The organism is Anoxybacillus sp. PDR2 (assembly GCF_009834045.1).
Classification (GTDB): domain Bacteria; phylum Bacillota; class Bacilli; order Bacillales; family Anoxybacillaceae; genus Anoxybacteroides; species Anoxybacteroides rupiense.
On sequence record NZ_CP047158.1, the window covers coordinates 560,294 to 576,407 of the forward strand.

Genomic DNA, 16,114 nt, shown 5'->3' on the forward strand with positions numbered 1-16,114 from the left:
GGAAAGGTGATATGTTTGGATGAAATTAAGTCATTAAAAGAAAATTGTATTGAAAATTCTAATGATAATTTATTAAGGATAGAAGAAGTTCTAAAAAGTCACCCAATTGTTCAAGATGCCCTAGTTGTAACTGAAAATAAATCTGATGGCAAAGAAGATATTATAGCATATTTAGTATGTATGCCGGATAAGTTACGATCAAATCAATTAATAAGTGGATATCTATCTAATCAGCTACCTGGTGGTATTTTACCTTCACGTTATATATGGGTTGATAATCCTGGTGGTAGTTTAAAGGATTATATTGAACGTAGTCAACAAATTACACAAACAGGAAAGAAGAACGAAAAAGTACACTATGTACTACCAAAAACTGAAACAGAAAAACAAATTGCAGAAATCTGGAAACGTGTGTTGGGGGTTGAAATGATAAGTGTCCAAGATGTCTTCTTTGAAATTGGAGGAGACTCATTAAAGTGTTCACAAGTATTTTATTTAATTAATCAAATATATCCTGATACAGTAACTCTTGTTGACTTATTTAAATATAACACTGTTGAAAAGTTAAGTTTTTATATTGATCAAAAATTGAGTGTAGAAAAAAACACTGGAAAAGTTGATGGATATACTCTCTAGACATTAAAAACACATGTTCTTATAAAGAAAAAGAACAAATTCCATGTTTTGATTAGCTTTTTCATAATGAAACAGTATGGAAAGTAGTTAGGGGAAAGGTTTTAAAGATTCCAGGTGCCAAAGAGATGTGCGACATCAAAGGAATCGGAGAAATGACGGTAGTTGGTTTTTTCGCTGAGGTGGGCGACCTCCACCAATACCGGCATCTATGCCAAATCATTAAGCTCGCGGAGCTGAACCTAAAAAAGAATGAATCGGGGAAACATCGTGGGAAAGAGTCGATTAGTAAACGGAGGAGAAAATGACTGCGAGCACTTATTTCGGGTGGCGATGCCCCTAACAGCGAAAAACAGAGTCTTTAAAGCCTTACATGAGTACTATCGCACACGGCATGTTAATCCATTAACCGATCCCATTCAATAAAGAAAAAATGATACAAGATATTCCACAATTAAAGACATTGCGGGTAGTCGCTAAAACTGAAAAGACGTATCGAAGATAGACATCAGAAGCACGGAGAAGTCGGTCGTTATCACACCATACAGGCATAGAGCTAGCTATGGAGCATACACCCGATCTCCACCTCATGGATAGGTTGAATGAAGAAATGTAGGAGTAAAAGGACTCCGTGAGACTTGGGAGGGTACACCGCCATAAGACAAATGAAGATCCAAAGGTGCGATCATAGGGAAATGACCTCCATTTTCAAAAAAAAGGATGATGGAGTTTATCCTACTACACCCTACCTATTCAAGTATTAATAAATATTAATTATACCCGTGGTGCTAGATAATTTTGAATAAGCAAAAAAAGAGCCCTTGCTTGTGGATCTCCTTTAAAATGAAAGTGCGACCAACCATTCGAAAGGAGAATCCCCATGCAAGAGCACTTTCATTTTACTACAAACCAAGCAAACATTCAAAAACAATACGAGGCGATTCTGTCTTTTGTTTCCACTCAACTTTCGCTTATGGATTCATATCTTCAACGTCACAATCGCCACTTGATGAAACCAAAAGATGAGGTGATCATCGCTATTCATATCCTTGGGAAACTGTTTGGATTTACTTCTGAGCGCGCGTGGCATCGCTTTGTGATTGGGAATTTGTTTTCAGTTGATGATTTTCCCAAACGTTCCCGTTACAATCGTCGCGCTCGAGCCCTTCGTTTCGCCATCAAATGGATTCGTCAACAGGTAGCCAAGCGTGGACAGCACCATGCCTATGCCGTAATCGATAGCCTCCCCCTAGAATGGTGTCATGCAGCTAGAGTGTATCGTGTGAAACGGTTTCAAGGCATGGCAAATATCGGCTATTGTGCGTCCAAAAAGCAGCGTTATTATGGATTCAAATTTCATCTGCAGGTGACAAATCAAGGTCTACCTATGGGGTATGTGGTAACCGAAGCACCTTGCCATGATAAAGCGGTAGCCGAAACCGTGATGACACAAGTTCCACACCCCTATACCTTAGGAGATAAGGGATATATCAGCGATGTATTACAAAAAAAAGCTATACAAGGAATATCAAATGGCACTGTGGACGCCTACTCGGAAGAATCAGAAGAAGCGCAAATTAAAACGATGGGAACAGTGGATCAAGCAAAAGCGCAAAGTCGTCGAAACCGTGTTTTTTGTTCTCGTTGGTCAGTACCGCATAACAGAGATTCGCGCTAACTCTATTGCAGGTTTTGAAGTTGCGCTAGATGGCATCTTGTTGGCCTATTCACTTGTTATACTCGGGCTAGTTGAGCGTTAATGTTCAACTAGCACCACGGGTTAATTATATTTCATTATTTCTGATGCCTACGATACATGGATGCTTATAAAAATTGAAGAAATTTAACGAAATAATGAGAAAATCCTTATTTTATAGAGGGAGAGGTAGTATAGGATGGATATTGCAGTTATAGGAGTGAGTGGAATTTTCCCTGATGCAGAAAATTTAGATAAATTTTATGAAAATTTAAGTAATGGTATCTTTAGTGTAAAAAAACTTCCTTTAAGACGTAAGGAAACATCAGGTAGTAATCAATCTGCTCTTTTTGGGTACTTAGAACAAATAGATGAATTTGACTATAATTTTTTTAATATTTCAAAATCTGAGGCAGATCATATGGATCCCCATCAAAGAATATTATTACAATTGGTTTGCAGTGCGATAGAAAATGCAGGATACAGATTAGAGGATTTTAAGGGGAGTAAAACATCTTTAATTTTAAGTGGTTTTGGTGGACCTAAACCTGAATATATACACTTAGCTAGTAAATTTCATCCAACACTATTAACTGGTAACTCATATGCCATTAGTGCAGGGAGAATTTCTTATTTTCTTGGATTAAGAGGACCATCAATGATTATAGATACTTCTTGTTCCTCTTCATTAACAGCATTACATGAATCATGCAATAAACTAATCCTCGGAGAAGTAGAATATGCAATCACAGGGGGAGTTAGACTTCTTTCGAATTTAAACTTTCCATCTGATATCAAATTTGGAATGGAATCGAAGAGTAATATGTGTAAGGCATTTGATGATTCTGCAGATGGAGTTGTTGGAGGAGAAGGTGGAGGAATTTTATTATTAAAGCCATTAGAGAAGGCAATTAAAGATAAGGATGTTATTCATGCAGTTATTAAAGGAAGTGCTTCGAATCAAGATGGCAACTTGTCAAATGGAATTACAGCTCCTAGTCCTCAGGCTCAGACTGAAGTCATTATTAGTGCATGGAAAAAAGCTAACGTTAATCCTGAAACTATCTCTTATATTGAGGCGCATGGAACTGGTACAAAACTGGGGGATCCAATAGAAATTCAAGGATTGACAGATGCCTTTAATCAATTTACTGACAAAAGGAACTTTTGTTATATTGGTTCTTTAAAGTCAAATATTGGTCACCTAGCAGAAGCGGCAGGTATAGCGGGTGTTATTAAAGCTATTCTATCATTGAAACACAAAAAAATTTTTCCATCTTTACACATAAAAAAATTAAACAGACATATTGACTTTGAAAATTCTGCTGTAATGGTAAATACTGAACTTAGGGATTGGAATATAGAGAATAATGGGAAAAGAAGAGCTGGAGTTAGTTCATTTGGGATGAGTGGTACCAATGTACATGTGGTTTTGGAAGAAGCTCCAGTAATTAACTATCAAGATGAAGAGGAAGAAAAGGGACCTTATTTGTTTACATTTTCGGCTAAATCTACTGACTCTTTAAAAAAGTATAAAAAATTACTTATTTCTTATTTAAAAAATAGTAGAGATAATTTAAAAAACATTAGCTATGTTCTAAATAAAGGAAGAGATGATTATAACTATAGAATCTCTTGTGTCGCTAGTAGTAGACATGAACTAATAGAAAAGCTTAATAAAATCAATGTAACAGAAAGATGCTTAGAGAATCCTTCTATTATTTTTCTATTTTCTCACGACTTTGAGATTCCTGAAAATATATTTCAATACTTAACAATTGATCATCCACGATGCAAAGATATATATAATCAATATTTCGTAAAATTTCCATCTAATGATAATGAGAGTGTGAGAAAATTTATTTTCCAATATTTATTATATTTTTATTGGATTTCAAAAGGAATAATACCTGAAAAAGTTATAGGTGTTGGGTTAGGAAATCTTGTTGTCAAAGTAATTATGGGTAAGATAACTCTTGAGGAAGCTATTTTAAATGCTACTGATTTTGATGAAACTATAACATTTGACAAAAATAGATTTAAAAATCTCATTTTATCATTTAATGAAAAATCTAATCCAATATTTTTAGGAATGAATAAGGATGGCGAACTATTCAAAGAGCTTCTTGAGATTAGAAATGAGTTGGATTTTGTAAGTTCAATTGCTTCTTATGAAGAAGATAATTATTGCTCTTTAATCAAAGCTATTTCAGATATTTATTCTATTGGGGGAAATATTAATTGGGATAAATACTACGAGGGACAACATTTTCAGAGATTAGAAATTCCAACTTATCCGTTTGAGAAAACCAAATGTTGGTTAGATTTTAATGAAAACAACTGTAATTTATCTTTTAATAATATATCTCCCAAGAATGAGTTAAACTCAAACGAAACTCGAACAATTATTAATAATGATATGCACATCCAGAAAAAGATTAAGGAAATTTGGTGCACAGCACTAAACCTAGACCAATTGAATGTGGAAGATAACTTTTTTGAAATTGGTGGGAATTCATTAATTTCAATTCATATTATTGAAAAACTCGAGAATGAATTTAATATAGAACTTGATTATGACATTATTTTAGATTATCCGACAGTTCGTGAATTAAGCCAATACTTATTATCTTTAATAGAAGAAGGAAATCATACGGAGGATTTAAAAAATGAAAATAAAATAATTGAGGAAATAAATCAATATCCACTATCTTTTGCACAAGAGGGTATTTGGTATTTAAATTATCTCGATCCAAATTCTTCGTCGTACAATATACCGTGTGCGATAAGATTAGTTGGGAATTTAGATATAAATATTTTAGAGAAAAGTATTATAGAAATTATTAAAAGACATGAAAGTTTAAGAACTGTGTTTCCTCTAAGGGACGGAAAACCAATAGCTTTAATTAATAACGATGCACATTTTTCTTTAAAAATAGTTGATTTACAGACTTTAGATGAAAATTTAAAAGAAGAAGAAGTAGATCGTATAAATAAAGAAGAATCTCTAAGACCGTTTAATGTTGAAGAAGGTCCATTGTTTAGAGCTACTTTATTGAAAATAAGGTCAGACTGTCATATTCTTATTTTCAATATGCACCATCTAATATCTGATAATTGGTCATATCAAATATTCCTAAAAGAATTAGTAACTCTATATCAAACAATATCTAATAAATCAACTTTATCTCTTGAAGAAATTAAAATGCAATATAGTGAGTTCGCTATCGAGCAAAGAAAAAGAATGTCCGAAAAGGAAATAGAAAAATATATAAATTTTTGGAAAGAAAAGTTATCTGGAGCACCGGAGTTACTTGTACTCCCTTCAAAGAAAAGACGTCCAAAGGTACAATCTTTTGAAGGAAGTACCTATGCATTTAATATACCTACTCAATTAATAAATAAGCTAACTAATTTAAGTAACAAAGAAGGAACTACACTATATATGACTTTATTAGCTGGGTGGAAAACTTTACTTTACAGGTACTCTGGACAAGAAGATATAGTAATTGGAATGCCTGTCGCAGGAAGGAAAGTCGCAACCGAAGGTATAATAGGAAACTTTGTAAACTCTGTTGCCGTACGGAGTCGATTATCTGAAAACATGTCATTTAAGGAATTATTAAAAAATATTAGAAGAGAGGTATCAGATTCCATTAATTATAGTGACTTACCTTTTAATTTGGTTGTCGATAAACTTAACATCACTAGAAGCTTAAGTTATACTCCAGTGTTTCAGGTAATGTTTGATTATCATCATAATAGTATGATTAAGGAACTTATAATACCAGATCTTTCAGTAACTCCTCTAAAGGAATACATCGATAAAGTTAAGTGTGATTTAGAAATGGTAATCATGAACGGTAGAGAAAAAACAGAAGGATTATTAATTTTTAATACAGATATTTTTGAAGAAGATGATATGAAAATATTGGTGAGTTTATATCTAAAGCTTTTAAAGTATGTGGTAGATAATCCTTCTATAAAACTTATCGATATTCCTCTGACCGAGAGTCAAAATTTAATCGTTGTTAATTCGGATAACTCTGATTACAAAGATAATTTCAATTTTTGATTTTTTCTCTAAACTTTGAAAGAAGAATTACCTTGACTTATTTGAAGGGAGATAAATAGATATGGTTTTAATATTTGATAAAAATCTGATAAATGCTAAAAATTATTGGATAGAAAAGCTCACAGGTAAGACGGTTAAGTCCGGCTTACCTGTGAGAATTGGTGATAATACTGATGAAGGGTTTGTACCAAATGAAATAGAGTTCACTTTAAAAGATTCTTTAGTTGAGAAAATAAATGACTTAAGTGGGGGCTCTTCATTTCTTAAGTATGTAATTGTAATGACTGCAGTTAAAATTTGTTTGTTTAAATATAATAATACTGAATTTGTTACAGTTGGAAGTCCCTCAAGAAAAGGGAAAACTTCAAACTCACAAGGAAATGTATTGGTGATAATGGACAGAATAACTAACCAAATGACTTGTAAAGAATTAATGGTAAATGTCAGACAATCATTATTGGATGCATACGATAATCAACAATATCCATTCAATTTACTTATTAATGAATTAAATATTGAGTATTCTAAATATGATAATCCTTTATACAGTGTATTAATAAGTATGAATAATATACATCTCGACCTGCCGGATTTCGCTAGTAAAAACCTTACTATACAATTAGATGATTCAGATGTCTTTACCGGCGTTGTAGAATATAATTCTTTAATGTTTTCTAGGGACATTATTACACAATTTGTAAATCACATTAATTTGATGCTAGAGCAAATGTTATCAAATATTAATAGTGTAATTAATGAACTTCCAGAAATTAGTTTTAATATAAACTATGATAATCAAGAAAAAGCAGAAGAAAGAGTAGATTTACAATATATTCAAAATGCAATTAAAGAAAGCCCTTTAATCCAAGATGCGATAATACAATTAAATAAAGGGGGGGGAATAGTCGCTTACTTATTAAGTAAACCGAATCAAGTCAGATCTAATCATTTGTTGAAAAGCTATTTGTTGAAAAGGTTACCTGAGGAAATGATACCAGTAGAGTTCATATGGATTGATGATGAAATTGATCTATTAAATAGCGATTTTCTAAATGAAGTAACACAGACTGATTCGAAAAAAAATAAAATTCCCCCAAGAAATGAAATTGAAGAGAAAATCTCAAAAATTTGGTCCAGTGTACTTTATATAGAAAATATTGGGGTGTTTGATAACTTTTTTGAAATTGGTGGAGATTCCATTTTATCTATTCAAACGTATTCTGAAATGAAAAAAGCAGGCTTTACTCTAAGTCCTAAAGATATTATTTCACATCCAACAATAGCAGAGTTATCTCAAATTGTAAAAGAGGGGGTTAACTTAAATACAGAACAAGAAAAGAAATCTGGAATTGCTCCATTAACTCCACCACAACTAAGATTTTTCGAAAAAGAATTACATAATTATCATCATTTTAACAATTCATGGATATTTAAAGTGAATATTAAGTTAAACCCTAATATTGTTGAGAAAACACTAAAATTTATATCCAATCATCATGATGCTCTTCGTTTGTTCTTTAAAAAAACTTCAGATGGATGGAAACAATATTTTTCTGATACCGAACATACGATAGCCTTTAGCTATTATGATTGGTCAGATGTTGATATTAAACATCAGAAGAAAAAAATAGAAGATTTAGCTAATTATCATCAAACTTTACTTGATATAAACAATGGTCCGTTATTAAGGGTTGTCCTAATTTCGCTAGGTGGAAATGTTCCGGATCGCTTATTAATAATTAGCCATAGGCTTATCTCAGACACAATTACAATGAAAATATTTGCGGAGGACTTTCAATTAGTATACTCTCAACTTTTGAATGGTAAAAATCCAAGCTTTCCTGAAAAAACAACCTCTTATTATGACTGGACGAATAAATTAATTGAATATGCAAACACAGATATAGATATAAGTGAAAAAAAATACTGGCAAAGTGATATCTTCAATAAGCCTTTTTACATACCTATAGACTTTGAAGAAGGCGAGAATACTGAATTAAATACGGAGTTACTTTTTGCTAGTTTAAATCAAAAAGATACAGAATCTTTGCTTTCTAAAGTCCATAGAGATTTAAGAGTAGATATGCGAGTTGTATCCTTCACAGCTTTATTAATGACGATCAATAAATGGACAGGGAACAAACATATTTTAGTTGAAACGGGTTCCCACGGAAGAGAAGTAATTTCAAACAATATAGACCTTTCAAGAACAGCAGGCTGGTTCACAACCAATTATCCTGTTTATTTAGAACTATACGATCAAGATAAAGATATCATTCAAACTATCCAAAGTGTAAAAAATCAGTTATCAAATATTCCTAATAATGGATTTAACTACGGATTATTAAGATATCTTCATGATGATCAAGATATTAAACAGAAATTATCAAAGTTTCCAAAGCCTATAATTGGTTTTGATTACCAAGGGCATGTAGATAGTGGGCTAAATAGGGATTTACTACTCACACCATCAGATGAATCTGTTGGTAATGAAAGAGACCCAAGAAACAAGCGAAATGTAGAGTTTGATATTAGTAGCTGGGTATCAAATAAGAAATACATTTTAAGATGGTCGTATAGTAATAAAAGATATAAGAAATCTACAGTAGAACAACTCATTAAGTATTATATAGATACTTTGAAAGAAATTATTGATTCATGAACCTAGAAGCTTTGATCATGTGATTTTTCTAATTGAGATGGGAAGGGGAATAAATTGAAGAAAGCCTTTTTACAGATTAACATTTCCAAAACTAAATCTGTGTTTATACTTTTATACATTGCTTTTCTTATATCTATAACTATATTTTTGGAGATGCCTCCAAATCCAAAAGATAATGAAACTGCTATTGATAGCTTTTCTGCAGAGAGAGCTTTTCAACATATAAGGCACATAGCAAAACACCCCCATCCTACAGGATCGTATGAAAACTATTTAGTAAGGGAATACATTTTACAAGAATTAGAAAAACTTGAGCTGTATACAATAGTTGATACTTTTAGTGGGGATTTATCAACAAAATATTTTAATGGAGACATTGAGTTGAATAACATTATCGGTATCTTAAAGGGAACTGAAGATGGAAAAGCGCTTATGCTATCTGCCCACTATGATTCAGTCCCTAATGGATCAGGTGCAAATGATAACGGGGCTAGTGTAGCTGCTCTTCTTGAAACTGCAAGAGCGCTAAAAAACAGTGATAAATTAAAGAACGATGTATGGTTCGTTTTTACTGATGGCGAGGAACTTGGACTACTTGGTGCTGAAATATTTTGGAAAAAAGATAGCTATAGAAATGCGATTGGTTTAGTGATTAATTTTGAAAGTAGAGGCTCAAAAGGGCCTTCTATGATGTATCAAACAAGCGACCATAATGGGACTCTTATTCAAGAATTTTCAAAAGTTGCCCCTAAACCATTAGCTAATTCTTTTATGGGTGACATTTATAAGAAAATGCCTAATGATACAGATCTAACAATTTCATTAGATGCTGGTATTCCTGGACTTAACTTTGCATACATTGATGGATGGGAATATTATCATACACCTTATGATAATATAGACAACGTTGACAAATCTTCTTTACAACACCAAGGGGAAAATGCTCTATCAATGGCTAAACATTTTGGGAACCTAAATTTAGAAAACTTGGAGTCACCTAATGAAATCTATTTTAGTTTGTTGGGGAAAATGATACACTTCCCCCAATCATATGTTATTCCACTTAGTATCCTATTAACATTATTTATAATAACTATTTTTAGTACAAGTATTAACAGAGGAATTATTACATATAAAGGTGTATTATTGAGTACTCTTAAAATATTGATAATTATTTTAACATCCTTAATCACATCGATTTCATTATGGATAGTGATTAACAATATTTGGGTAAAAAAAATGACTTTATCTACTGATGCGACATATGACTCGATATTATACAATACGTCCTTTGTGCTTGTAACTTTTTTAATGAGTTGTATAGTTTCTAACCATTTTAGAAAAACAAATGAATTTGAAAACATGTTTGCAGGAACCTTGCTGTTCTTAACAGCTTTAATCGGAACAGTTATATATCTTCCTGGAGCGAGCTATCTATTTTTAATACCTTTGTTGATTAATGGTATGGTTTTAAGTATAGCAATCAGATGTAGTAACCCATTTAAGGTCATTAATAGTTTACTAACAATGTTAATCATTTCATTTTTCCCAATTGTGCTTTTCACTACAGTCTATAAATTATTGTTTATTGGTTTACCTCCTTATTTAAATATAGGGTTAACAATCTTAACATCGATACTTTTATCTTTCCTTGAACCAATATACAAATTATTTAATAGGAACAAAAAGTTGCAAATTAGTTTATTATCAACAATAATTATTATTCTGCTAGTTACAGGATGGGTTAATTCTCATAAGCTGGACAGGCCAGTTTATATTGAGGATAATGAACATTTACACTTTTAAGTTTTATGAAGCTATATCACCAATAAACTGAATATTAAATTTATTTCGGTATTTTCGGAGGGGATTTTTTTGCAATCACTAAATATGATAGAGCAAGAAAAATTTAGAAAAAGAATTAAAGATCTTTTTCAATCAGCAGAGATGAAAAAGCTCATTGATGAGGTAAGGTCAGGCAATAAAGATTATGATCCAAGAAAAATTTATCAAATTTTAGGTGAACAAGGCTTGTTAGCGCCAAATTTACCAAAAGAATATGGTGGATTAGACAAATCTTTATTTGAAACAGCAGCCTTAATTGAAGAAATGTCTTTGAATGGGGTACCAGAATCTCTACATGTACTTTCAGTTTTAATAGTTGCAAATCTGCTGTACCTTTCTGCTACCAAAGTACAAAAACAAAAATATTTACCGGAACTTGCTACAGGCGAAAAATTTGCTTGCATCCTATATTCAGAGCCCAAAATAGGATCAGATTTAAGTGCACTAGAAACTAAGGCATCTCTTTGTAAAGATGGTACTTATCAACTTTATGGACGGAAAGTATATAGTATGAAAACACACTTATCTGACTATGGTTTATGTGCTGCTAGGACTTCAAATAAGTCCTCAAAATACGAAGGTTTAACTTTATTTATGGTGCCATTGGATAGCAAAGGAGTCACTATAAACGCTATTCCAAGCTTAAGTGATGAGTCATTATTTGAAGTAATACTTGATGGTGTGACTGTTACCGAAGATGATATTATTGGAAAAAAAGATGAAGGATGGTCAATTATAAACAAAGCCCTTTCAGTTGAAAGAACTGGTCTTGACTACTACGTTAGAGCAATTAGATGGTTTAATTTAATTTTTGAACGTGCAATTATGGATAATGAAGTTGAAAGTGAGAATTTCTTAATTGAGTTCTCACGCTTAAAATGTAAGCTTGACTCATCAAGATACTTAACATACAAAGTTTTAGACCAATTAGAGAGTACAGGATCTGTGGATGAATCTCTAGCAGCTATCTCAAAATGGTATTCAAGTGAACTTGCCTGCGAAATTGTGTGGAAAGGATTAGAACTAAGAGGAATAAAAGCTTCTTTAAGTGAAGAACATGGATACAATCCTCTTTATGGAAGTTTAGAAGCTGCGTATAGGGAGGCGCCTGGTTTGACACTTTCAGCAGGTACCTCTGAAATACTTTTAGAAAGTATTTCAAAGTTTCAATTAAATATAAGTGAAAAAAGGAATGATGAAAATGTTATATAATCAATCACCTATGTTGGAAGGTTTAGAACAAGTAATAAACAATATTGTTCAGAGAGAATCTGTTAATTTAATAAATGGTCTAGAATTTATTTCTAATGTTAAAGACTACTATCAAGATGAAACAAATCAATCAGAAATTTGGAATAATCTTAAAGATATAGGTGTTCCCGGTTACAATATTCCCTTGAAAGATGGTGGATATGAACTGGGAACAGAAGTGGTACTGATGATATGTGAAAGCATGGGGAAACACCTTTTTAGAAGTCCTTATTTAGATACTATGATTGCCGCAGATATTTTAACTAAATCTGAGACTCCTGAACTATTTGAAAATGAAATTGAGCAAATTGTATCTGGAGATTTGTTCATGTCAGTTATAGGGATAAATAATACCTCAAAAAATACATTATTAAAAAAAGCTGATTTTGAATGGACTATTAGTGGAAGAAATAATTTCGCTATAAACCTCAGCGAATTAAGTAAGCTAATTATTGTAGTAGATAACAATGTATTTTTAATACCTATCGAAAGAAATGGGATCATTGCTACCCCACAAAATAGTATAACTAATGAAACTATCTACAGTTTAGAGTTTAAGAACTTAACACTACATAAAGAAGACATGGTAAAAATAGAACAACATGAATTAAAAAAAATACTTGCTTCTGCTAGACTTCGTCAGGCTTCATATCTACTTGGGTTATCAAGAGGCGCATTAAGTGAGGCAATTAAATATGTAAATATTAGAAGGCAATTTGGAAAAAAACTAATAGATAATCAAAGTATAGGTTTTAAATTAGCATCTCTACTAGGGCAACTTGAGGCTGCTAAACTTAAAATTCATTATACCGCATCTTTAGATATTGAAAGGGATGATTTAATACAACTAGCAACGGAGGCGTTAGCATACATTTCTGAGTTATCACTACAAATCTCCAGAGAATCTTTACATTTACATGGGGCATTTGGAATGACTAAACTAGCAAAAATAGAAAAATATTATCGATTTATTGCTTTTGAGTCTGTAAGGTTAGGTACCCCAAAATCACTTTGGATTGAAGCGGGTAAGCTTAACTTACATTCTTTTCACAATAGTACAAAATAAATGGAGGAGTATCGTTATGGATTTGACTTCAAGGTTGAAACGTTTACCAATCGATAAAAGTAAACCTATTTTGGAGATAATTAGAAATAATATTATTAATAATGATGTTATTAATAAAAAAATTAATTCGGTCAAAGCTCCAAATTTAAATGTAGACAATGATATAGATCTTGATAAAAACTATAACATTGGAGAGAATGAGTACCGTTTAGTTACTGAAGTGTGGAGCAAAGGGAAAACTTGTGAATTTCCGAAGATGACTACATATCAGTTGTTCGAGGAACAAGTAATTAAAAACCCTCACAAAAATGCTGTAATTTTTAATGATAAATCATTGTCTTATACCGAATTAAATAATAAAGCTAATAAATTAGCTCATTACTTAAATACGCAAGGAGTTCATCAGGAAACAATTGTTGCGGTGTTTTTAGAGAGATCTTTAGATATGATTATTACTATTTTAGCAATATTAAAAGCAGGTGGAGCATATTTACCAATAGACCCATCCTATCCTAAAGATCGAGTAAATCAAATTTTAGAGGATTCACAAGCAGGTCTTGTTATTACAAATGATAAATTAAGTAAAAATATTAATAACGTAAACTTAAATACAAAATTAATTAAAATTGAAATGCTTGAAAAACAAATATTAACCACCCCCTCTCAAAACCCTAAAGGAAATGTAAACTTAAATAACTTGGCTTATGTAATTTATACATCAGGAAGTACTGGAACTCCAAAAGGGGTAATGATTGAACATAGGTCGTTAACCAATTTTATTTTTTCTATCTCTAAAGAATACGAGATTACCAAAAATGATGTAATTATACAATTCGCTTCAATTGGCTTTGATGTCTCAGTGTTCGATATTTTTACTTCTTTATGTAATGGTGCAACACTTTGTATAGCTAGTGAGGAAGAAAGAAAGTCACCTGAAAAGCTTACTGAATTAATGAGGAAATACGGAGTTACTGTAGCTGAACTTCCTCCAGCTTTATTACCATTACTTAATCCAAAGGATTTTCCAATGTTGCGACTATTATCTGTTGGAGGAGAGAAGTTTTCTGGAGATCTTGTTAGCATATGGTCATCACCAAAGAGACGCTTTGTAAATGGATATGGGCCTACGGAGACAACAGTTGCTGTTACTCTTTTTGATTGTAAAGGTAAATGGAATACCAATCCCCCAATAGGTAAACCAATGTATAATATTGAAACATATGTACTAAATAATAATTTACAACCTGTACCTATTGGGGTACCTGGGGAACTATATATTGGAGGAGCTTGTTTAGCGAGAGGATACTTAAATCGTAATGAACTTAATTCCCAAAGATTTGTTAATAACCCTTTTAGTAACGATAAGAATTCCAAATTATACAAAACAGGAGATCTTGTAAGGTGGTTACCAGATGGGAATCTTGAAATCCTAGGTAGATCAGACCGACAAATAAAAATTAGAGGGTTTAGAGTAGAACTTGAAGAGATAGAGTCCAACTTAATAAGACTACCAAATATAAAACAGGCTGTAGTTGATGTTAGTGATGAAATTAATAACGATATTCAAATAATCGCATATATAGTCTTAGAAAAAGGGGCTGCAATAGATATTAAAGAGCTACGTGAAAGTTTAAAGGGGAATTTACCTAGTTATATGGTTCCGTCTAGATTTATTGAGATTGATGAAATTCCTCTAACTCCTAATGGGAAAATAGATAGAAAATCCTTACCTAGACCTTCTGAGTTAATACCAGAAAGCTCTAATCATTTGTTACCAAGAGATGAAACAGAATTAATGATATGTGATGAAATTCTATGTCCAATTCTTGGTGTAAAAAATATAGGGATTAATGATAATTTTTTTGATCTTGGTGGAAACTCTTTACAAGCGACAATGGTTGTTTCTCAAATTAGAAATAGATTTGATGTGGATATTAATTTGATTGATTTCTTTCAATCACCAACTGTAGAGAACTTAGCAAATCTAGTTAAACAAAAAGAAACATTCAACAAAAACAAACGTAAAGATTTAATCAGAGAACTAAATGAGATAGAACAATCATGGCTTAAGGTTCATGAAGCTCCTCAAGCTAAATACCGTATAGTTTGTTTTCCATATGCCGGAGCAAGTGGATACCTCTTTAAGAGATGGCCAGAACTTTTAGCACCCGATTTTGAAATAATAACTATTGATTTACCAGGTCATGGAACAAAGATTAAAGAGAAACCATTTGATTCTGCTTTTGAAGTAGCTAATCGCTTAGCATCTGAAATAGAATTGTACTCTGACAAGCCACTAATATTTCTAGGTCATAGTGGAGGTGCCATTTTAGCCTTTGAAACTTGTCGTATATTATTAAAGAAGGGAATCAGAATTAATAGGTTGTTTGCACTAGCTAGTAGAGCTCCTCACGTTGAATTAAAAGACCCACCTAGATATCACTTACCCGATAGTGAGTTTCTAACTCGAGTAAATGAATTTGGTGGTTTGTCTGATGAATTATTAAAAAATAAAGAATTATTGTCATTGATGATTCCTACCATGCGGGCTGATGAAAAGTTAGCTGAAACTTATCTTTACAAAGGGGAGTTAAAGATTCTTCCTTTCCCAATTTCAATCTATGGAGGTAAAGATGACAGAATTGAAATAGCTGAACTTGAGGACTGGACCGAATTAAGCTCAGCGAATTGTGAAATAAAATTGTTCGATGGAGGACATTTCTTTTTACAAGAGCATGAGGATATAGTCTTATATTCAATTATTGAAACCATAGCTCAAGCAACCACAACATGTTAGTAACACTTTTTTGAATGGGTGGGGATTATTTTCTTCACCCACTATTAATAATATTTTGCGGGAAGCAATTACTATTTTATACAAAACTA

General features: G+C 32.2%; 7 protein-coding genes and 2 pseudogenes. All 9 read left to right on the forward strand.

What is annotated here, in order from left to right:
* Window positions 1-15 precede the first annotated feature (15 nt).
* The 9 genes and pseudogenes from GRQ40_RS02680 (at window position 16) to GRQ40_RS02720 (ending at window position 16,025) form a co-directional block, all read left to right on the forward strand.
* Window positions 16-636, forward strand: coding sequence for a phosphopantetheine-binding protein (locus tag GRQ40_RS02680; protein ID WP_080860002.1), 621 nt, complete (start codon window positions 16-18; stop codon window positions 634-636).
* A 104-nt stretch (window positions 637-740) separates the two neighbouring features.
* Window positions 741-1,059 (forward strand): annotated as a pseudogene (locus tag GRQ40_RS18420) (IS110 family transposase); the annotation flags it as partial.
* A gap of 454 nt (window positions 1,060-1,513) precedes the next feature.
* Window positions 1,514-2,393 (forward strand): annotated as a pseudogene (locus GRQ40_RS02690) (IS982 family transposase).
* A gap of 135 nt (window positions 2,394-2,528) precedes the next feature.
* Window positions 2,529-6,404, forward strand: a complete 3,876-nt coding sequence (locus tag GRQ40_RS02695) for a condensation domain-containing protein (protein WP_159719323.1) — start codon at window positions 2,529-2,531, stop codon at window positions 6,402-6,404.
* Window positions 6,405-6,465: 61 nt separating this feature from the next.
* Window positions 6,466-9,066 carry a condensation domain-containing protein gene (locus tag GRQ40_RS02700; RefSeq protein WP_159719324.1) on the forward strand — a complete coding sequence of 867 codons (2,601 nt, stop codon included), beginning with the start codon at window positions 6,466-6,468 and terminating at the stop codon, window positions 9,064-9,066.
* A 54-nt stretch (window positions 9,067-9,120) separates the two neighbouring features.
* Window positions 9,121-10,872 carry a M20/M25/M40 family metallo-hydrolase gene (locus tag GRQ40_RS02705; protein WP_159719325.1) on the forward strand — a complete coding sequence of 584 codons (1,752 nt, stop codon included), beginning with the start codon at window positions 9,121-9,123 and terminating at the stop codon, window positions 10,870-10,872.
* 69 nt (window positions 10,873-10,941) lie between these two features.
* Complete coding sequence (locus GRQ40_RS02710) at window positions 10,942-12,123, forward strand: acyl-CoA dehydrogenase family protein (protein WP_080862884.1); 1,182 nt, start codon at window positions 10,942-10,944, stop codon at window positions 12,121-12,123.
* On the forward strand, window positions 12,104-13,228 hold the full coding sequence (locus tag GRQ40_RS02715; protein WP_159719326.1) for an acyl-CoA dehydrogenase family protein: 1,125 nt from the start codon (window positions 12,104-12,106) through the stop codon (window positions 13,226-13,228). The genes GRQ40_RS02710 and GRQ40_RS02715 overlap by 20 nt, the downstream gene beginning before the upstream one ends.
* Before the next feature lie 16 nt (window positions 13,229-13,244).
* Entirely contained in the window at window positions 13,245-16,025 is a 2,781-nt protein-coding gene (locus GRQ40_RS02720; RefSeq protein WP_159719327.1) for an amino acid adenylation domain-containing protein, read from the forward strand.
* Window positions 16,026-16,114: the final 89 nt, after the last annotated feature.